Consider the following 18,963-nt stretch of genomic DNA (forward strand, 5'->3'; position numbering starts at 1 on the left):
TTACCTTCCTTAAAATTTCGCGATTATAGCAAATGTAAAATTTAATTTAGGTTAGGGCGCGGCAAGCGATCGGGGTTTTTGGTGCGAACGGATTTGCGCGAAATTCATTCGCAAAGATTTGCGCTTGCATACGGCGAGTTTTGAATTCGCGCTAGTTGAGCTTTGCATCGAGCTTGGAATTTTGCGTATTGCGGGCGTGTTTGCAGAATAGGTAGGCGGAATTTAAATTTCAATCCACGGCGTATGGCTTGTTTTTGTTGGAATTTTAAAATTCTGCGGCGCGGGTGAAATTTCAAAATTTCACGTAGGCGGATAAAATTTCAGTTTGTAGCACGGCAAAATTTTGATTTTTGCATGGCGGATAAGCGGGACGCGCGTTAGAATCCCGCTCGCGCTAAATTTTGCCTACGCGAATCAAACATCTTGGAATTTTAAAATTTTGCTCGCTTTTTTGAAATTTGAAATTTTATAGGCGCATGGAATTGCAAAATCCGCCCGCTAAATTCTAAACTCCGCTTTCGCGATAGAATTTTAAATCCCGTCCGAAAAAGGCGCCATTAAATTTGAAATTCCGCTTGCGCAGATAAAATTTTAAATTTTTCGTGCGAGTGAAATTTAGGTTTTTCCACGCGTATAAAATTCCGCGCCGCAATAGCTATTTTAAATTCTAAATTTGCCCGTGCAGACGCAATTTTGATTTCGCATCAAGAGGTTTAGAACTTGGAGCTTTCGAGGCTACAATCGGGCAGAAATTATTTCGATTTCACGTTAGAATTTAAAAACGCCCTAAATTCCGTCAATGATTTCGCGCGCCTGCTCGACGCTTTGTGCGTTGCGCGAGATCTCGCTAGGCTCGCCGAAACCCCAGTTTACCTGTAGATACTCTAGCCGCGCGCCCAGCAGATCCGACAAGTTCAGCTGCACGCCTCGCGCCTTTCCCGCCGCAGTTTGCGCGGTAAGCTCGCCCGCCGCAGCTTTTGCGGAAATTTTACCGCCTTTAAAGCTCAATGCGGTCGCGTCGTCGGAGCCGAAAGCTGCGCCGTCGGAGCTGAAATTTTTGCCGTCAGAGTCGCCGCCTGCGTTAAAATTTCCACCGCTGGAGCCTAAATTTTCGCCGCCCGTATCGCAGCCGGCGCTAAAACCCTCGCCGTTCTTGCCGCTACGCAATTGCAGGTTTTGTAAAAATTCCGCGCCGCGGATTGCCGCTAGCTCATCTTTTTTGCTGTCGCCCAAAAAGATCGCCTTTTTGTGCGGCGAGAGCGCGATCGTGCGCAAAAGCATCGCAGGATCGGGCTTTGAGGGCGTATGTTCGTCCGCGCCCACGACCAGATCAAATAGCTCGCGCGAGCCCGTTTTTCTTAAAATTTCTTGCAGCGTGTATGCAGGCGCGTTTGAAGCGAGCGCGACGAAATAGCCCGAGCTCTTGCAGTGGCGCAAAAGCCCGTCGATGCCGTCGTAGAGCACGGCGAACTCATGGTAGTTTTTGACGAATTCTTTTTCAAAAAACGCAAGCTCTTCGGCGCTTGCTTTGGTTTTGCCGTAGAATTCCAAAAAGGCGTTTTTGCTCGGATCGTTGATCGTGCGGACGATGAAATCCCTTTGTATCGGCGCTAGGCCGTAGAGCTCGCGGCGGGTGTTGTTTACGCTCACCTCTATCGCGCGCGAGGAGTCGAGCAGCGTGCCGTCCATATCAAAAATCACGGTTTTCATCTAATAATCCTTAAAAAAATCGATTTTGTGTTTATCTTTTTTGTAGCTTTTATCATTTTTTAGCTTTTCTAAAGCGTTGGCTTCATGCGTCAAAGCGCCTCTGTCTATGCGGTTTTGCTCGCTTGCGCTCATAATATTTTTAGCAAAGTTCTCAAGCGCTTTAGTGTATGGGCTATCTAAATTTACGGCCTGGGCTTTGGATAAAATTTCATAATTTTTTGCCATTCGCTTTGCAAAAAGCTCTGCGTCGAAATCGTCGCGCTTTAGCAGCGCGACGGCGGATTTTACGAAGCGCTCTAACGCTCGGATATACTTTACGCGCCCGTCTTTTTCTTTGATCTGCATCGTCGTCCTTTATTTTAAAACGCGCATTATAGCAAAATTTGAAATTTAGGCAAAATTACATATATTTATTAACTACGCTTTTATAATATTTTTTATAAAAGTGCGGCAAATACGTATTTTTAAATCATATTAAAATACTTGACATTATTTTAAATTTTAGCTATCATTCGCCAAATTTTTTACAAAGGACAAAGATGCAAAAAGAAACCCTCGCAACTCACTTCGGTTACGATTCTATCGCCGGCTACGGCACAATGGCGGTTCCGATCTATCAGAGCACCGCGTTTAATTTCGGCACGAGCAAAAAGGCCGCCGATCGCTTCGCACTGCGCGATCTAGGGCCGATCTACAGCCGCCTTACGAATCCTACGACCGATATTTTGGAGGCCAGATTGGCCGCGCTTGAAAACGGCAAGGCCGCAATCGCGGTAGCCAGCGGTCAGGCTGCGATATTTTTTGCGGTGGCAAATTTAGCCGCGGCGGGCGAAAATATCATCATCGCGGAGAAAATTTACGGCGGCGCGACCACGCTTTTGGCGCACACCATCAAACGCTTTGGCATTGAAGCAAGGGTTTTCGACTCCGAAACGGCGGATGATCTGGAGGGGTTGATTGACGATAAAACCAGAGCGATCTTTTTCGAGACGCTTTCAAATCCTCAAATTTCGGTTGCAAATACCGCTAAAATCGCCTCTATCGCAAACAGATACGGCGTAGTAACGATTGCCGATAACACGATCCCAAGCCCCGCGCTTTACAATCCGCTTGATGACGGCGCGGACATCGTGGTTCACAGCGCGAGCAAATATATAAGCGGGCAGGGGCTTAGCATCGCGGGCGCGATCGTTTCGGGCAATGGGTTAAATTCCAAACTCAAAGGCAATCCGCGATATGCTCATTTTAACGAGCCCGACGAGAGCTATCACGGTCTAGTTTATGCGGATCTGGTAGATAATTTCGATATTTACACGCTTAGAATTCGCCTAGCGCTGCTTCGCGATATCGGCGCGACGCTATCACCGTTTAACGCGTTTCAGCTTATTCAAGGTATCGAGACGCTGCCGCTTAGGATGGAGAAGCATTCGCAAAACGCGCTAAAAATCGCGGAATTTTTGCAAAGCCATCCGAAGGTAAAGCAGGTAAATTTCCCTGGTCTGCCTAGCTCGCCGTTTAATGCCGCGATTAAAGCTAAATTTAAAAACGGCTACGCAAGCGGTCTGCTAAGCTTCACCGTAGATAGCGAGGAGACCGCACTGAAGGTCGTCAGCGGGGTTAAAATTTTCTCCGTCGTCGTAAATATCGGCGATACGAAGTCGATCATCACCCATCCTGCGAGCACGACGCATTCGCAGCTGGACGAAAAGCAGCTGCAAAGCGCCGGAGTCCCTGCAAATTTGATCCGCCTAAGCATAGGCATTGAGGACGCGGACGATTTGATCGCAGATCTTAGTGAGGCGTTAAAATAATGGCTATCTTAAGCACTAAGGGCGTTTACGGGCTGGCTGCGATACTACAGATAGCTAAAGCTAGCGAGGTAACGCCGATAAGTATCAAAGAGATCGCCGAGCGCACGGGAATTTCAAAAAACTATTTGGAGCAAATTTTAAATGCGCTTAGGAACGAACGGCTAGTATGTAGTATCAAGGGCAAAAACGGCGGCTACCACTTGGCAAAAGACCCTAGCGAGATCACCTTTGCGGAGCTTTTTACCGCCTTGGAAAAGGATCTGCGAATGACGAGTCTGGAGGTGAAAGATCCGAATCTGCGTACTTTTTTTGAAAGATACGACGAGAAGCTGCGGACGCTGTTTAACGTGCCGCTTTCGAGCTACGAAGAGATGATGGCGCAAAGCGCCGAGTATCTAAATTTTAGTATCTAAGGGGAATTTTATGAAAATAGCAAACGACGTTACGGAGCTCATCGGCAACACTCCGTTAGTAAAAATCAATAGCTTCGGCAAAAACGCGACGATCCTAGCCAAGGCGGAATTTTTAAATCCGAGCCATTCGGTAAAGGACCGCATCGCGTGGCGAATCATCAAAGACGCGCTGCAAGCGGGCAAGATCGACAAAAATAGCGTTTTGATAGAGCCTACCAGCGGCAATACGGGCGTGGGACTTGCGATGGTCGCGGCAAAGCTCGGTATAAAGCTCATTCTAACGATGCCAAGCTCGATGAGTATCGAGCGCCAAAAGCTAATCGCGGCATTCGGCGCCAAAATCGAGCTGACCGATCCAAAATTTGGAATGAAAGGTGCGGTAGATAGGGCAAATGAGCTGGCTGCGAGCACTCAGGGTAGCTTTATTCCGAGCCAATTTGATAATCCAAGCAATCCAAAGGCGCATTTTGAAACTACGGGGCCCGAAATTTGGGATCAAACGGACGGAAAGGCGGATATTTTAGTCGCAGGATTTGGCACCGGCGGCACTCTTAGCGGCACGGCGAAATTTTTAAAATCTAAAAATCCAAATTTAAAGGTTTACGGCGTTGAGCCCGCCAGCTCGCCGCTTCTTGCGTGCGGAACCGCGGGCGCGCACAAAATTCAGGGCATCGGCGCAAATTTTATTCCCGCAAACCTCGATCGCAGCCTAATTGACGGCTTTATAAACGTGGAAAATGACGATGCATTCGCTGCTGCTAGACAGCTGGCGCAAAAAGAGGGCCTGCTCGTGGGCATCTCAAGCGGCGCGAATGTTTACGCCGCCGCACAGATCGCTGCCAAGGCCGAAAACAAAGGCAAAGTGATCGTTACGGTTCTCTGCGATACCGGCGAGAGATACCTTTCTACCGAGCTTTTCAAATAGGCGGCGGTTTTGTGCGAGCAGGGCGATTAGCGTGGTAATTTTTACGCGTTTTTCGCGGGCACAGAGCTTGGCGCGATTAAATTTTACGCTGGCGCCGGAATCGGCGCGTTAGTTTTGCGCGATCGCGCGGGTTATTGCGACGATTGCGCGATTATATTTTACATTTTTGCGTTACGTAGGCGATAGATTTACGCGATAGTTTCTGCGCGGGCGGGGCGATAGTTGCGATGGTCGCGGGTCGCGCGACGACTTTACGCAAGCATCGCGATTTTTTTTGCTTTGTCGATTTTGCGTTTATTGATTTGTTGATTTATCAGCTCGCCGCCCGCCGCGAGATAAAATTTAGTCCCAAAATGGGGTTAAATTTTAAAATTTCATATTACGCAATCTTTCGCGCCGAGCTGATTTTTGGCGCGCTATGTATGACGGCGCGACCGCGCAACGCTAGGCGTTAGTTAAATTTAAAACCGCTAAGCCCGCCAAATTTGCGCGATCCGTACGCCGCAAAATTTTATACCGCTAACCCGCGCGCGGCATAAAATTTTAAAATTCTATCTGAAATTTTTAAGGCTCGCTCGTGCGGCTAAAATTCCAAATTCGCGTCGTGCATAAATTTCAAACTCCGCTGTAAATAAAATTCCAAAATTCCGCCCTTTAAATTTAGCCGAATTTCAAAATTTAATCATAAAAACGCTATCATCGGGGCAAAATTTTTAAGGTTGTAAAATGAGTTTGAGCTTGAAATTTCGCCCCAAAAGCTTAGAGCAGATCGTGGGGCAGGGCAAGATCGTAGCGGTTTTTAAAAAATTCGTCTCCGCAGGCAGCATCCCGCACAGTATATTTTTCGGCGCCGCAGGCAGCGGCAAAACGACGATGGCGCGCGTGATCGCAAGCGAGCTGAACTACGATTTTTACGAGCTTGACGCCACGAGCCTGAAGGTCGAGGATATCCGCAAAATTCTATCCTCGCACGCCGGCTCGCTCATCAAGCCGCTCATTTTCATCGACGAGATCCACCGCCTCAGCAAGACGCAGCAGGAGGTGCTACTGATCCCGATGGAGAACTACGCCGCGATCATCATCGGCGCGACGACGGAAAATCCGCAGTTCGTGCTAAGCAGCGGCATCCGCTCGCGCTCGATGATATTTGAGTTCGAGCCGCTTAGCTACGAGGATTTGGAGGCGCTTTTGGCGCGGGTGCAGGGCGAGATCGGCTTTGAGATGGACGAGGAGGCGCGAAAATACCTACTAAACTCCAGCAGCGGCGATGCAAGGAGTATGTTGAACCTGCTCGAATTTGCGCTTTTGGCAGACAGCGCCATTACGCTGGATACGCTTCGTACGCTGCGCGCAAATGCCGTAGCTGCCGGCGTTAGCAGCGACGACGTGCATTATGAGCTCGCAAGCGCGATGATAAAAAGCCTGCGCGGCAGCGACGCCGACGCCGCGCTGTATTATGTCGCAAGGCTGATAGATGCGGGCGAGAGCGCGGATTTTATCGCGCGCAGGATGGTGATCCTAGCTAGCGAGGACATCGGCAACGCCAATCCAAACGCCCTAAATATCGCCGCCAGCACGCTAGCTGCCGTCAGCAAGATCGGCTACCCCGAGGCTCGTATTATCTTGGGGCAATGCGCGATCTATCTGGCGCACAGCCCCAAATCAAACGCCGCGTATTTGGGCATCAACGCCGCTTTGAAGTTCGTCCGCTCCGCTGCGCCGCTGCCTACGCCGCGCTATCTCATCAATTCCGACAAGCAGATCGCAGACTACAAATACCCGCACGACTTCGGCGGCTGGGTCGAGCAGGCCTATATGAGCGAGGCGGCGAAATTTTACGAAAGCAAGGGGATTGGCTTTGAAAAGACGCTGGATGAGTGGCTGGCAAAGATCAAGGCCAAGGGCTCGGTTTAAATTTGCGTGCGGTAAGAGCTAAAATTTGATGCGAGTTCAAATTTTAGCGGCTCGCAGGGCTTAAATTTTAAAAATATTCGCAAGGAGCGTGGATGAATGAGCAAAATTTGAAATATATCGCAAATTTAAAAGCGCAGGACGTGCCGTGGAGCAGGCTCACGACCGCTTACGGCAGGGCGAGTGGATTCCCCGAAATTTTTAAAAAACTCGCGCGGGCAATCGAGGCTTGTGATGCGGCACGCGGTTCGGGTGGCGAGCAAAATTTAAAAAGCGAGCTCGGCGCAGAGCGGAATTTAAAAAGTGGGCCCGGTTGCGGGCAAAATTCTACGGATGCGGCAAGATGCGGCGCGGCGCAAAATTTCGTAAATTTGGCGCAAAAGAGAGAGTCTAAATTTAAAAAGGCAGATAACGAGGCGGCGAAATTTAAAGCGGGCGGAGAGACGGAGCTTAAAACGGGCACAGCGAAGTGCGGCGAGGCGGAATTTAAGAGTGCGGATAGCGCGGCGATAAAATTTAAAACGAGCCAGGCGAGTAAATTTAAAACGAGCGCGGCGGATAAGAGCTCTGATGCGAGCAAGCGGGAGAAATTTGACGCCAAAGCCCTCCAGGATGCGCTTAGTAAGATTTTTAACGAGATAGAGCATCAAAGTACGCTTTGGCACGCAACCCCTTTTGCGCTGCTGTTTTTGGCGCGCATCTTTATGCGGGCTCGCGATGTAGCGGGCAAAAACGCGAATAAAAATAATCAAAACGCTGCGGCAGATAAAAAGCGAAACTATGCGACGGACATAAACAGCAAAGACGAAAACTGCGAAAACGAAGCGGCAGGCATTATCTCGGCTCGGCTCGGCGGATTTTTTGCGTTTATGCTTGAGATTTGCGATGACGCCGATAAGATCTCGCACGCAGCGCCGTTAGCGAGCTTTTCGGATATACTTGCGGAAAAATATCTGTGGCCGCAGAGCGACGAGAATGACGAGGAGCGCTGGGAGGAGTATTTTTACGACGATGAGCTATTTTACAGCCTCTATTTTTATTCGCGGGCGGTTTTGGACGCGACGGGAGTGGACTTTGCGCAGTTTAAGCCTGGGCCGGGTGGCGTTTAAGGCTGCGCCATCTCGCCTTTTGATTCTAAATTTAGCGCAACGCGGCGTGCTTTGGCGACGCTTTGTTTAAATTTAGACTTCAAAAAATTTTAAAATTCTTTAAAAATTTACGGCGTGCGGAATTTACAGATCGTCTTTTTAAATTTAAAATTCGCGCGATTTTTGATCGGCGGTATGATTAAGGCGCCAGTATCGCTTTTAAATTTAGATCGCCGCGAAGCTTCAAACACGCTTGCGGCGCGGCTTTTTATGTGGTTTTAAAAAGATACCAATTCGGCGCAATTTTTTCTATCATTATAAACTCGCTAGGGCTCATTTGAGGCAGATCCGCCTCGTCTTGCACCCGCAAAAAGCCTACGGAGTTATCGGTGACCCCGCCGATGAGCAGCATAAATCTTTTGCCGCTCGTCTCGGCGTGAGAGAGATGCAGGCTTTTGATCTCCGCCTTTGCGCGCTCGGGCTCGCCGCTAGCGTAAAGCTCGTAAATTTTTTCAAATGCCGCTAGGTTTTGTTTTCCAAACTCCATAAGCTCTTTATCGAGCGCTAAGATTAGCTTTAAATTTACGATGTCTGCATCAGTTCTTTGTTCAAATTCGCGTTTTTGCGCCTCGTTAAATTTTTCATATTCGCTTACGATAGCCTCAATAATGGCGGTTTGCGCTAAAACTCGCACGGCGTAGATCCCATCCTCTTTAGTATAGATGTAAAGATCGAAGTGCTTCTCTTTAGAGCCCAAAAATACGTGAAAAATCTCGCTAAATTCGTCGCTTCGTCCAAGCGGAGCAACCGTGATTTCGCTATAGTTATCCGCCGCGTAGAATTTACGCTTTAAATAGCTTCTCATCTCGCCTTTGAAATAAAGATTTTTATCGAAGTTTGCGTCGCTAAACAGCGAGCGGACAAGCTCTTCATTGGGGCTCGCGTTTAGGTTTAACGCACAGCTTGCGCAAAGTATTAGCGAAGCAAAAATTTTTGAAAATCCAGCCGTTTTAAAAAATCTGAATAAGCTCAAAATTTAGCCTTTTGAAATTTTATAAATTTAAAAAGTCCATAAATTCTAGAAATTTTAAAATTTTGTAAATTTTAAAACTCCGTAAATTTCACCTTTTATAGGCTCGCCATCTCCTCGGCGCGCGCGAGGAGCTGCTTTGCGCCTTTTTCGATAAAAGCGCGCGCGAGCTCCGCGCCTATGCTTTGGTATTGCGATTTTTGCGCGACGATGTCTTGGCGTATGCTCTCGCTGCCGTCGGGTAGGCCCACGATCGCGCTTATGTGGATATTTTCGCCGTCAAGGCGCGCGTTGATGCCGATCGGCACCTGGCAGCCGCCCTCTAAAACCCTGACAAAATCCCGTTCCACGGTCGTTTCGATAATCGCGCGCTCATCTTTTAAAAACTCTATCGCGCGCAGGATTTGCGGCTCGTTTACCGCCTCGATGCCGAGCGCTCCTTGTCCCATCGCAGGGATCATCTGCGAGACCTCAAAGGGCGCTACGTGTCTCACTTCGGCGCGTAAATTTAAGCGGTTGATGCCCGCCATCGCCAAGATGATAGCGTCGAATTCTCCGTCTTTGAGCTTTCGCAAGCGAGTTTGGACGTTGCCGCGCAAGGAGATAACCTCTAAATCGGGGCGCATGCTAAGCAGCTGCATCTTGCGGCGAAGGCTCGTGGTGCCGACTTTTGCGCCGCGGGGCAGCTCGTTAAATTTAGCGTATTTTTCGCTGATCATCGCATCGCGCGCGTCCTCACGCGCGCAGATCGCAGCCAGTACGAGTCCTTGCGGAAACTCCACGGGCACATCCTTTAGGCTATGCACGGCGATGTGAGCTTCGCCGCGGAGCATACTCTCCTCAAGCTCCTTCGTAAAAAGCCCCTTACCGCCGATCTTTGCAAGTGGCGTGTCTAAAATTTTATCGCCTTTGGTTTTCATGCTTTTTAGCTGCGCTTGGATGCCGCGGGCGTTAAGCAGCGATGCGATGTGCTCGCTCTGCCACAGGGCGAGTATGCTGCCGCGCGTAGCGATGGTTAAATTTCTCATTTTTCCTCTCCTATGCTCTTTCGGATCTCGATTTCGTTCTCTTCGATCACCTCAACGTCGATGACGTCGTCGTTTGCGCGGTGGCGTCGCCAGAATTTTCGTTCGCTTTTTTCGGAATTTTCTCTGCTCGTGTTAAATTTAGGCACGTCGCTGGTGACGCAGTAAAACGACGCAGTGATTACGCAAACGCCCAAAATATCGCCGAAAATGCCAGGCGCAATGAGAAAGACGCCGCCTACTACGAAGCCCACGCCGCTTAAAATTTCTTTCGGCGAGATTTTCATTAGATTAAAAAAGCCCATCCACGAGCGGTTTGCTACGACATATCCACCCAAAATCGCGCTTATGACGATCTCTACCGCGTATGCCGCAAAGCTGTTTGCGCTTACGAAATAATAGGTCGTAAATACCTCTATGATCAGATACGGAACGATCAAAATCCTAAACATATTTTTCCTTAAATCATCACTTTAAGCCGCGCCTTTTCAAAGACGCTAAAATTTAATCGCGGATTTTAGCAAATTCCGTCTGAATTTTTAATGTATCGCAAGAGTCCCTCGCAGCCGCGCTTGATATCTGCGTAGCAGCGCTCAAAATCGCGCGTGTAGTAGGGATCTGCGATTTCTAGGTGTTCGGGATGGGTTAAATTTGAACCGGCGCCTTTTAAATTTAAGCCGGTTTGTTTTGCCGAGCCTTTGAAATTTGATGCATCGCAGTCTGTAAAATTTCCCCCTGCAAATTCCAAAAGAAATTTTACCTTAGCCATATCCTTGCCGCGAAAAATTCGCCCTAGCGAGCGCATATTCTCATCATCCATGCAAAGTATGAGATCGTAACGCTCGTAGTCTGCGGGCGTAACCTGCACGACGCGATGCACTACGAGCGGCACCTTTTGCTCTTTTAGCACGCGCTGCGTCTCATAGTAGGGCGGCGAGCCGATCTCGTCGGTGTGCGTCGCCGCAGAATCCACGCTCACGCGCGCATCTAGGCCGCTTTGATTAATGAAATTTTGCATCACGGACTGCGCCATCGGCGAGCGGCAGATATTGCCGTGACATACAAAAAGTAGCCTCACGCGCGCCTACTGCGTGATGATATCGTAGTTTTTGGGGATTGCGGGCTTGAAGATCGCCTCGTTTACCGGCGCGTTTTTGCGGACATTGCTTAGATTTATGACGACCTTATTGTCCATTTTATCGGTGTAGCTGATCTTACTCGGCAGACCTTCTTTCATCTCGATGAGATATTTCACGTCGTCGAAGCTCGCCTCATAAACGCCGTTTTTATTCGGCTTTGCGTTCGCTAAAATCGCCGTTAAATTTGGCGTTTCTTTGATATTCGTGATGATAGCTTGCTCAAGTTCGGGCTCGATTACGACGACCTTTGTGAAGCTAAAAAATATATTTTTTATCGTAGGTGTCTTGTAATGCCATACGGCGTTCTCTTTTGTGGCGCTAAAATCGCCGCCGTAGCTGATTTTTGCATCGTCGCTCTGCACGGTTTGCGAAAAATTTGCGCTCAGCGTGTCGAATTCTATCCCGCCCGCAAACGCAAAAACGCAGCTCGCCGCTAAAGAAATAAGAGTTTTTTTCATAAATTTGACCTTTGTTTTTGGAAATTTGCGCGTATTATAGCCGTTTTTCTAGGATTTAATTAAATAAAAACTAAAAATATGTTAATATGCGCGATTAAAAATTTTAAAAGTAAGGTTCGGTAATGTTTAAAAAGGTCATTCACGGGATTTTCGGCACTAAAAACGATAGGATCGTCAAGCAGTACGCCAAGCGCGCGCTAAAAATCAGCGCGTTAGAGGAAAATTACAAGGCGATGGACGATGCGGCGCTAAAAGCGGAATTTGAAGCATTAAGAGCGCAGGTAAGAGCCGGAGAAAAGAGCATGGACGATGTGCTAAACGAAGTGTTTGCCATCGTGCGCGAGGTCGGTAAAAGGGTGCTAAATATGCGCCACTTCGACGTTCAGCTAATAGGCGGTTTGGTGCTAAACGACGGCGCGATCGCAGAGATGAAAACGGGCGAAGGAAAGACTCTCGTAGCGACTTTGGCGGTAGTGCTAAACGCGATGGAGGGCAAGGGCGTGCACGTCGTGACCGTAAACGACTACCTGGCCAAGCGCGACGCCGAGCAGATGGGTGAGCTATATGAATTTTTAGGGCTTAGCACTGGCGTAATCGTAGGCGGAGAATACGACGACGCAAAGCGCAAAGCCGCATACGCGTGCGACATCACCTACGGCACAAATAACGAGTTCGGCTTTGATTATCTGCGCGATAATATGAAATTTAGCGCCGAGGACAAGGTGCAGCGCGGGCATCATTTCGTAATCGTCGACGAGGTCGATAGTATTTTGATCGACGAAGCGCGAACGCCGCTCATCATCTCCGGCCCTACGAACCGCACCCTAGACGGCTACATCAAAGCCGACGAAGTAGCGCGCGCGATGATCCGAGGCGAAGCACCGGCGGATCCCAAAGAGAAGCCTACCGGAGATTTTACAGTAGATGAAAAAAATCGCGCGATCTTGATTACCGAAGCAGGAATTTCAAAGGCCGAGAAGCTTTTCGGCGTCGATAATCTCTATAGTCTCGAAAATGCCGTGCTTAGCCACTACCTTGATCAGGCGCTTAAGGCGAACAATCTTTTCGAAAAGGACGTGCACTACGTCGTGCGCGACGGACAGGTCGTAATCGTGGATGAATTTACTGGGCGTCTGAGCGAGGGGCGTAGATTTAGCGAAGGGCTTCATCAGGCGCTTGAAGCCAAAGAGGGCGTGCAGATCCAAGAGGAGAGCCAAACTCTTGCCGATATTACCTTTCAAAACTACTTCCGCCTTTATGAGAAGCTCGCCGGTATGACGGGTACGGCGCAGACAGAGGCAACGGAATTTGCTCAAATTTACAAACTCGAAGTGGTCTCGATCCCTACAAACGTGCCGGTCATCAGAAAGGATCAAAACGATCTTATCTACAAAACCGAGCGCGAAAAATTTGACGCCGTCATTAGCGAGATCAAGCGGCTAAATTCCAAAGGCCAGCCCGTACTCGTGGGCACGGCGTCGATCGAAAAAAGCGAGAAGCTGCACGAGCTTTTAGTCAAAGAAAACATCGCACACTCCGTGCTGAACGCCAAAAATCACGAGCGTGAAGCGCAGATCATCAAAGATGCAGGCGCTAAAGGCGCGGTGACGATCGCTACGAATATGGCCGGACGCGGCGTGGATATCCGAATAGACGACGAAGTGCGCGCTTTGGGTGGGCTATATATTTTAGGTACCGAGCGTCATGAAAGCCGTCGTATCGACAACCAACTTCGCGGCCGAAGCGGACGACAGGGCGATCCTGGCGAGAGTAGGTTTTTCTTAAGCCTAGAGGATAATCTGCTTAGAATTTTCGGCAGCGACAAGATTAAAAACATAATGGATCGCTTAGGTCTAAAAGACGGCGAACATATCGAATCGCGCATGGTTTCGCGCGCCGTAGAAAACGCACAGAAAAAAGTCGAGAGCCTGCATTTTGAGTCGCGTAAACATATTCTCGAATACGACGACGTTGCAAATGAGCAGCGCAAGACGATCTATAAATATCGCAACGAGCTTTTGGATCCAGACTACGATCTGAAAGATAAAATCATCCAAAACCGCGAGGAGTATATCTCTAGCGTGCTTGAGGAGCTTGAAATTTTCGACGGCGCAAATATCAAAGAGGTCGATAAATTTCCGATCGTCGCCAAAATCGCTCAAGAAACGGGCGAGGTGCTCGAAAACAGCGAGCTTGAAAAGGTCGATGATTTCAAAGAGCTGAAAGAAAAGATCATCGGCGCGCTTGCCGTTTCGTATGAAAATAAGATGTCGCCGATCGATCCGCAGCAGCGAAAAAGTATCGAAAAGATGCTTTATCTGCAGATCGTCGATCGCGACTGGCGAGAGCATCTGTATCAGATGGATATCCTAAAAGCGGGCATCGGACTTCGCGGCTACAACCACAAAGACCCGCTTACGGAGTATAAAAAGGAGAGCTACAATCTCTTTATGGAGCTTGTAATGCGCCTCAAATCCGATAGCATCCGCTTGCTGCATTCGATCCAGTTTAAATCTAGGGAGGAGATCGAAGCCGAGCAGCGCGCGATGCAGGAGCGTATGGAGAGCTCAAACGCCAAAGAGCTCGCCGCTGCAAGCACGAATGAGGCGCAGCTAAAGGGCCCTGATGAGTTCGGCGATAAAAAGCCTAAGCGCAACGATCCTTGCCCTTGCGGCAGCGGCAAAAAATACAAAGACTGCCACGGCAAGGGCGGTCCGAAAAAAGGCGGCTTTGCAAGGTAAGCGCGACGATCGGTCGTAAGTACGCACGATCGGTGATCTTGATTGCGAGTATTACGCGATCGGCGCTTTTTGATCTTGCCTTGTTTTTGTATTTAGCGGATCGGTCGCGGACGAGAGCATCATAAAATTTTAAAGGATCTTGATCGTTAGGCGGCGTGGACAGAAATTTTAAAAGAGCTTGATTGTGAGGCCGCGCGGACGGTGAGCAAAGCTGCGCGATGGGGCGGAACTTTGGTTTTGAAATTTTAAAATTTAAAAGCGCACTTGGTGCCTTTGGCTACTTGTTTTCGCAGCGCCGTTACGGTGCGCCGCGCTGCAAAGTGCGATCGGCGGCGTTGCGATATTTAAATTTAGTGCGCTAAGATACGGCATTCATTTAAAATTTTAAATTTATACGACGCGGACGAGCTTGCAAGCGAAATCAGTCTTTAAATTTTAAGAATTTCAAAATTCCAAAAGGTTTTAAATTTTTGAAATTTTAAAATTTTGAGGCACTTGAAATTTTAAAATTTAGAATTCTGATTTAGAATTTCAAGGTCTGGTAAGACGATCTGTTTGATTTGCCGTATCCGATATCTCTTGGAGGCGAATTTCATTGCATATAAAATAGATTTCTGCGCGATTTTAAATTTTCAAAGCTCGCTGAGGCTTTCATATTTGAAGGCGCAAAAAACTCGTTTTTGAAATTTTAAAATTCCAAAATACTTAAAATTTCACATAGAATTTAGCGCTAAATTTTATGTGAAATTTTACAAGGACGGTTTTTTGGTAAAGTATTTATTATTCAAATATCTCAGATTCGATCGCTCTCAGCCCTTCATTACGCTTTCGGCGCTGCTTGCGTTTTTGGGCGTCGGCGTGGGGCTTACGGTGCTCATTGTCGCGATGGCGATAATGAACGGCTTTGATAAGGAATTTGAGCGCAAGCTCTTTACGATGAACTACCCGATCACGATCCACAGCCACTTTCGCGGCGGCATTTCAAAAGACGACGTGGAGGGGCTGCGGGCGGACTTTCCCGATCTGATCTTTAGCCCTTACATCAGCTCGCAAGTCATCGCCAAAAGCGGCGAGAAGCTCGAGGGTGGGCTGATTTTCGGCGTAAATTTAAACGACGAAAAGCGGATCAACTCCGTCGTCGCAGCGGGTGCCAAAGACGCCAATCTAACGGATTACGGCATCATGATAGGGCGCGGGATCAAGGATGAGTTTATGCTGGATACGGGCGAAAAGATCACGATGATCTTTACGAAGAGCGATCCCGGCGGCTTTGCGCTGATCCCTAAGATGAAGCGCTTTGATGTGCGCGCGGAATTCAGCTCCGGGCTGATCGCCTACGACAAGGCGTATTCCTACGCGGACGCAAGCGATCTAGCCAAAATTTTAGGCTACGACGAGGGGACCTTCGACGGCGTACATGTTTTTTCAAACGATCCGTTTAAAGACCTGGAGCGCATCAAAAAAAGCCTCCCCGGCGGCACTAACGCCGTAGGCTGGTGGCAGCAAAACGGCAATTTTTTCAGCGCCCTTGCGCTTGAAAAGCGCGCGCTTTTCATCGTGCTGATGCTGATAATCCTGGTCGCGAGCCTAAATATCGTAAGTTCGCTTCTGATGACGGTGATGAACCGCCGCCAAGAGATCGCGCTTTTACTTAGCCTGGGTGCCAGCAAAAAGGAGGTTAAGAGGACCTTTTTTGCGCTCGGAGCCACGATCGGCGGCGGCGGCATCATATTCGGGCTCATTTTGGGCTTATTCGGCGTGTGGCTGCTCGGAAGCTTCGACATCGTAAATCTACCCGCCGATGTTTACGGAAGCTCGAAACTGCCGATGGAGCTCTCGCTAGGCGATTTGGCGATGATTTTAATCGGTGCGGTGCTTATCGTGGCGCTCTCGTCATGGTATCCGGCCAAAAAAGCCACGCAGATCGACGTGCTGCAAACACTGCGCAACGAGTAAATTTAAACGCGGCGCCTTAAAAATTTAGCTAAATTTTGAAATTTATAGCGGCGCAGCTGTGTTCGGAGAGGTATTTTGGCGTGTAAGACAGAGGCTGCGCGATCTTGCACGGCGCGCGTCGTATAAAATCGCACTAAATACGATTTGCGTCGTTAGAATTTTGATTCTTGCGCGATATTACAAGCTGCGCAAAGCCTAAATTTGATAAATTTGCTCGTTCAAATTTAGTCAAAATTTTAAATTTCAAAGGGGAGCAAATTTTTATGAGCGCTTTTCTAAATTTTGTAAAATTTAAAAACCACTTAAAGATGAAATCATAAAAATTTTTGAAAGGATTTATAGTGAAAAAGATTGTTTTATTGCTGTGCGTGACGCTGTTTTTGTGCGGCTGCTCCAGGAGCGGGCCGCAAAACGCCCCAGAGCAAGATACGACACCAAGCCGCCATTATACGGGCTACTATTACGCATAAAACGGGCGCTGCGCAGCAAGCCGCAATACGGGTGCTATAGCGGCGGGGAAATAACAACATCGCAGTTCCTACTCGCCCGTGGATAAAAAAGGCCCAATCCCGCAATACTGGCTGTACGAACGCCGAAACCTGAGCGTGGCGACGCCAAGACGCCCATCCGCTTATGATGCGACGATAAAATTTCAGCTTGCTTAAACAGGCTTAAATTTAGGACGAAATTCTTTTTAAAATTCTTTCAAATTCCCATAAAATCCCGCTGAATAAATCTAAATTTTATAAATTTTAGGGTAACATTTGCCTTATTTTTCAAAAAGGCTTTAAATGACTTTAATTGACGGCAAAAGCATAAGCGCGAAGGTAAAAGATGAGATCAAATCGGCCGCTTCGGATCTTGCCGCAAAGGGCGTAGAACCCGCGCTAGCGGTGATTTTAGTAGGCGATGATGCGGCAAGCAAGACCTATGTCGCGAGCAAGGAGAAAGCCTGCGCCGCCTGTGGGATCCGATCCGTAGCGCACCGCTTGAGCTCCGACGTGGGCGAGGCGGCGCTTTTAGAACTGATAGAAAATTTAAACGAGGATGAAAGCATCGACGGCATCTTGGTGCAGCTGCCGCTTCCAAAACATATCGATACGAATAAAATTTTAGAAAAAATAAGCCCGCAAAAGGACGTGGACGGATTTAGCGCGATAAACGTAGGCAAGCTTACTAGCGGGCTTGCGGACGGTTTTGTGCCTTGCACTCCGCTTGGCGTGATGCGCCTGCTTGAGGAATACGGCGTGCAGATAGCGGGTAAAAACGCCGTCGTGCTAGGTCGCAGCAATATCGTAGGAAAGCCGATGGCTAGCCTGCTTCTAAATGCCGACGCCACCGTTACGATCGCTCATAGTAAGACGAAAAACCTAAAGCAGCTTTGCGTAGATGCCGATATTTTGGTCGCGGCGGTCGGTAGGGCGCATTTTGTGAGCGCAGATATGGTAAAAGAGGGTGCGGTAGTAATCGACGTAGGGATCAATCGCGGCGAGGATGGCAAGCTAAGAGGCGACGTTGATTTTGACGCCGTTGCACCAAAATGCTCGCTAATTACCCCCGTACCGGGAGGCGTGGGACCGATGACGATCGCGATGCTTCTTAGCAATACGATAAAATCGGCGAAAAATCGCTTAAGACAAAGAGCTTAAATGAAAATACTAAGTAAAATTTACAAATTTTTATCGAGTTGGACGGGAACGGTTATCGTCGTTTTATTTGTTATCCTTTTTGTGGCGCAGGCCTTCGTGATCCCCAGCGGATCGATGCGTACTACGCTTTTAGAGGGCGATTTTTTATTCGTTAAAAAATTTAGCTACGGCATCCCGACTCCGCATATTCCGTTTGTAGAGTGGCAGGTGGCTCCGGACAGCGACGGCGACGGGCATATCATCCGAGGCGAGGGCCCTAAGCGCGGCGACATCGTGGTTTTCCGCTATCCGCTCGATGTTAAAGTGCACTTCGTAAAGCGAAATTTTGCGGTCGGCGGCGACGAGGTGATTTTCGATCTGAATAATTTTTATCTCCGTCCGCATGAAGGCGACGAATTTATCGACGCAAACTACGATGCGAGCGATATCGTGATCCTGGGCGGCGAAAAATATGTCAAGGAGCCGTATAAATTTAAAGGCATCCACTACGATCCTAATAATCGAAACTCGATGCTGGCAAATGTCAAAGCTGCGCTTGATGGGGGTAAATTTGCTATGAAGCCCGTCAGTCTAAGCGAGATCGGGCAAAATTTCGAAAGCATGGGGCAGAGCTTCAATGCCTTTTATCTCAAAGTGCCGCAGGATGAGTATTTTATGATAGGAGATAATCGCAACAACTCCGCCGATAGCCGCTTTTGGGGCTCGGTGCCGTATCGCCTGATCGTCGGCAAGCCGTGGTTTACCTATTTTAGCATCGATTCGGATCGCAAGATCCGCTGGGAGCGTATCGGGCGCTTCGTCGATACTCTGCAAAACGACGAAAGCTTGATCTACGAGCAAAAATAAAGGGGTGAAGATGCGGGTGGATAAAATTTTCATAGCGAGCGATCATGCGGGCTTTGAGGCCAAGGAGCAAGCCAAAAAAGTTCTCGCCGCCCTAGGTTATGAAGCGGTCGATCTCGGCACGCACAGCGCCGAAGCGAGCGTGGATTATCCCGATTTTGCGGGCGCGCTGGCGGATAAAATTTTAGCCGAGTGCGAAGCTTGCGCGCGGAGCAAAAATTTTAAAGAAAGTAGCGGCGAAAATTCCGCTGCGGCCGCAGAAAA

Annotated in this window: 17 protein-coding genes and 1 pseudogene; 11 read left to right on the top strand and 7 right to left on the bottom strand. The window is 48.6% G+C overall.

Annotated features, from left to right (window positions below; translation table 11 throughout):
• Positions 1-786: 786 nt before the first annotated feature.
• Positions 787-1,710, bottom strand: coding sequence for an HAD family hydrolase (locus tag Q0438_RS04320; RefSeq protein ID WP_299187766.1), 924 nt, complete (start codon positions 1,708-1,710; stop codon positions 787-789).
• Positions 1,711-2,055, bottom strand: coding sequence for a hypothetical protein (locus Q0438_RS04325; RefSeq protein ID WP_299187768.1), 345 nt, complete (start codon positions 2,053-2,055; stop codon positions 1,711-1,713).
• A gap of 194 nt (positions 2,056-2,249) precedes the next feature.
• Between Q0438_RS04325 and Q0438_RS04330 the strand changes: the two genes are divergently transcribed.
• The 5 genes from Q0438_RS04330 to Q0438_RS04350 all read left to right on the top strand — a co-directional run bounded on the left by Q0438_RS04330 (position 2,250) and on the right by Q0438_RS04350 (position 7,879).
• A complete protein-coding gene (locus tag Q0438_RS04330) occupies positions 2,250-3,521 on the top strand; it encodes an aminotransferase class I/II-fold pyridoxal phosphate-dependent enzyme (RefSeq protein ID WP_299187770.1) in 1,272 nt (423 codons plus the stop codon).
• Positions 3,521-3,934: an Rrf2 family transcriptional regulator gene (locus Q0438_RS04335; protein WP_299187772.1), complete on the top strand. Its 414-nt coding sequence runs from the start codon at positions 3,521-3,523 to the stop codon at positions 3,932-3,934. Before Q0438_RS04330 ends, Q0438_RS04335 begins: the two co-directional genes overlap by 1 nt.
• A gap of 10 nt (positions 3,935-3,944) precedes the next feature.
• Positions 3,945-4,859: a cysteine synthase A gene (gene cysK, locus Q0438_RS04340; RefSeq protein ID WP_299187776.1), complete on the top strand. Its 915-nt coding sequence runs from the start codon at positions 3,945-3,947 to the stop codon at positions 4,857-4,859.
• Positions 4,860-5,585: 726 nt separating this feature from the next.
• Entirely contained in the window at positions 5,586-6,773 is a 1,188-nt protein-coding gene (locus Q0438_RS04345) for a replication-associated recombination protein A (protein WP_299187777.1), read from the top strand.
• Positions 6,774-6,865: 92 nt separating this feature from the next.
• On the top strand, positions 6,866-7,879 hold the full coding sequence (locus Q0438_RS04350) for a hypothetical protein (protein WP_299187780.1): 1,014 nt from the start codon (positions 6,866-6,868) through the stop codon (positions 7,877-7,879).
• Positions 7,880-8,126: 247 nt separating this feature from the next.
• Here Q0438_RS04350 and Q0438_RS04355 read toward each other — a convergent pair whose 3' ends face one another.
• The 5 genes from Q0438_RS04355 to lolA form a co-directional block, all read right to left on the bottom strand.
• Positions 8,127-8,891 (bottom strand): hypothetical protein, encoded by a 765-nt coding sequence (locus Q0438_RS04355; protein WP_299187782.1) that lies wholly within the window; start codon positions 8,889-8,891, stop codon positions 8,127-8,129.
• A gap of 95 nt (positions 8,892-8,986) precedes the next feature.
• Positions 8,987-9,916, bottom strand: coding sequence for a hydroxymethylbilane synthase (gene hemC / locus Q0438_RS04360; RefSeq protein ID WP_299187785.1), 930 nt, complete (start codon positions 9,914-9,916; stop codon positions 8,987-8,989).
• Positions 9,913-10,365, bottom strand: a complete 453-nt coding sequence (locus Q0438_RS04365; protein ID WP_299187787.1) for an FxsA family protein — start codon at positions 10,363-10,365, stop codon at positions 9,913-9,915. Before Q0438_RS04365 ends, hemC begins: the two co-directional genes overlap by 4 nt.
• Before the next feature lie 65 nt (positions 10,366-10,430).
• Positions 10,431-10,991, bottom strand: a complete 561-nt coding sequence (locus tag Q0438_RS04370) for a low molecular weight protein-tyrosine-phosphatase (RefSeq protein WP_299187789.1) — start codon at positions 10,989-10,991, stop codon at positions 10,431-10,433.
• 6 nt (positions 10,992-10,997) lie between these two features.
• Positions 10,998-11,510: a LolA-like outer membrane lipoprotein chaperone gene (gene lolA / locus Q0438_RS04375; protein ID WP_299187791.1), complete on the bottom strand. Its 513-nt coding sequence runs from the start codon at positions 11,508-11,510 to the stop codon at positions 10,998-11,000.
• A 122-nt stretch (positions 11,511-11,632) separates the two neighbouring features.
• On the opposite strand from lolA, the gene secA reads away from it, so the two are divergent.
• From secA to Q0438_RS04405, 6 genes and pseudogenes are all read left to right on the top strand, one after another.
• A complete protein-coding gene (secA, locus tag Q0438_RS04380; RefSeq protein WP_299187793.1) occupies positions 11,633-14,251 on the top strand; it encodes a preprotein translocase subunit SecA in 2,619 nt (872 codons plus the stop codon).
• A 765-nt stretch (positions 14,252-15,016) separates the two neighbouring features.
• Entirely contained in the window at positions 15,017-16,207 is a 1,191-nt protein-coding gene (locus Q0438_RS04385; protein ID WP_299187795.1) for an ABC transporter permease, read from the top strand.
• A 341-nt stretch (positions 16,208-16,548) separates the two neighbouring features.
• A complete protein-coding gene (locus Q0438_RS04390) occupies positions 16,549-16,677 on the top strand; it encodes a hypothetical protein (RefSeq protein WP_299187796.1) in 129 nt (42 codons plus the stop codon).
• Between the two features lie 321 nt (positions 16,678-16,998).
• The gene (gene folD / locus Q0438_RS04395) at positions 16,999-17,856 is read left to right on the top strand and encodes a bifunctional methylenetetrahydrofolate dehydrogenase/methenyltetrahydrofolate cyclohydrolase FolD (protein ID WP_299187799.1); all 858 of its coding nucleotides are present in this window, start codon (positions 16,999-17,001) and stop codon (positions 17,854-17,856) included.
• The gene (gene lepB / locus Q0438_RS04400) at positions 17,857-18,702 is read left to right on the top strand and encodes a signal peptidase I (protein ID WP_299187802.1); all 846 of its coding nucleotides are present in this window, start codon (positions 17,857-17,859) and stop codon (positions 18,700-18,702) included.
• A 10-nt stretch (positions 18,703-18,712) separates the two neighbouring features.
• A pseudogene (locus tag Q0438_RS04405) lies at positions 18,713-18,880 on the top strand (RpiB/LacA/LacB family sugar-phosphate isomerase); the annotation flags it as partial.
• Between the last annotated feature and the right edge of the window lie 83 nt (positions 18,881-18,963).

The organism is uncultured Campylobacter sp. (genome assembly GCF_938030785.1).
GTDB lineage: Bacteria > Campylobacterota > Campylobacteria > Campylobacterales > Campylobacteraceae > Campylobacter_B.

Bases quoted from the DNA above. Each gene is read 5' to 3' on its own strand.
- Q0438_RS04325 (WP_299187768.1), bottom strand. From the start codon at position 2,055: ATGCAGATCAAAGAAAAAGACGGGCGCGTAAAGTATATCCGAGCGTTA.
- Q0438_RS04320 (WP_299187766.1), bottom strand. From the start codon at position 1,710: ATGAAAACCGTGATTTTTGATATGGACGGCACGCTGCTCGACTCCTCG.
- Q0438_RS04330 (WP_299187770.1), top strand. From the start codon at position 2,250: ATGCAAAAAGAAACCCTCGCAACTCACTTCGGTTACGATTCTATCGCC.
- folD (WP_299187799.1), top strand. From the start codon at position 16,999: ATGACTTTAATTGACGGCAAAAGCATAAGCGCGAAGGTAAAAGATGAG.
- Q0438_RS04335 (WP_299187772.1), top strand. From the start codon at position 3,521: ATGGCTATCTTAAGCACTAAGGGCGTTTACGGGCTGGCTGCGATACTA.
- Q0438_RS04350 (WP_299187780.1), top strand. From the start codon at position 6,866: ATGAATGAGCAAAATTTGAAATATATCGCAAATTTAAAAGCGCAGGAC.
- lepB (WP_299187802.1), top strand. From the start codon at position 17,857: ATGAAAATACTAAGTAAAATTTACAAATTTTTATCGAGTTGGACGGGA.
- cysK (WP_299187776.1), top strand. From the start codon at position 3,945: ATGAAAATAGCAAACGACGTTACGGAGCTCATCGGCAACACTCCGTTA.
- hemC (WP_299187785.1), bottom strand. From the start codon at position 9,916: ATGAGAAATTTAACCATCGCTACGCGCGGCAGCATACTCGCCCTGTGG.
- lolA (WP_299187791.1), bottom strand. From the start codon at position 11,510: ATGAAAAAAACTCTTATTTCTTTAGCGGCGAGCTGCGTTTTTGCGTTT.
- secA (WP_299187793.1), top strand. From the start codon at position 11,633: ATGTTTAAAAAGGTCATTCACGGGATTTTCGGCACTAAAAACGATAGG.
- Q0438_RS04365 (WP_299187787.1), bottom strand. From the start codon at position 10,365: ATGTTTAGGATTTTGATCGTTCCGTATCTGATCATAGAGGTATTTACG.
- Q0438_RS04345 (WP_299187777.1), top strand. From the start codon at position 5,586: ATGAGTTTGAGCTTGAAATTTCGCCCCAAAAGCTTAGAGCAGATCGTG.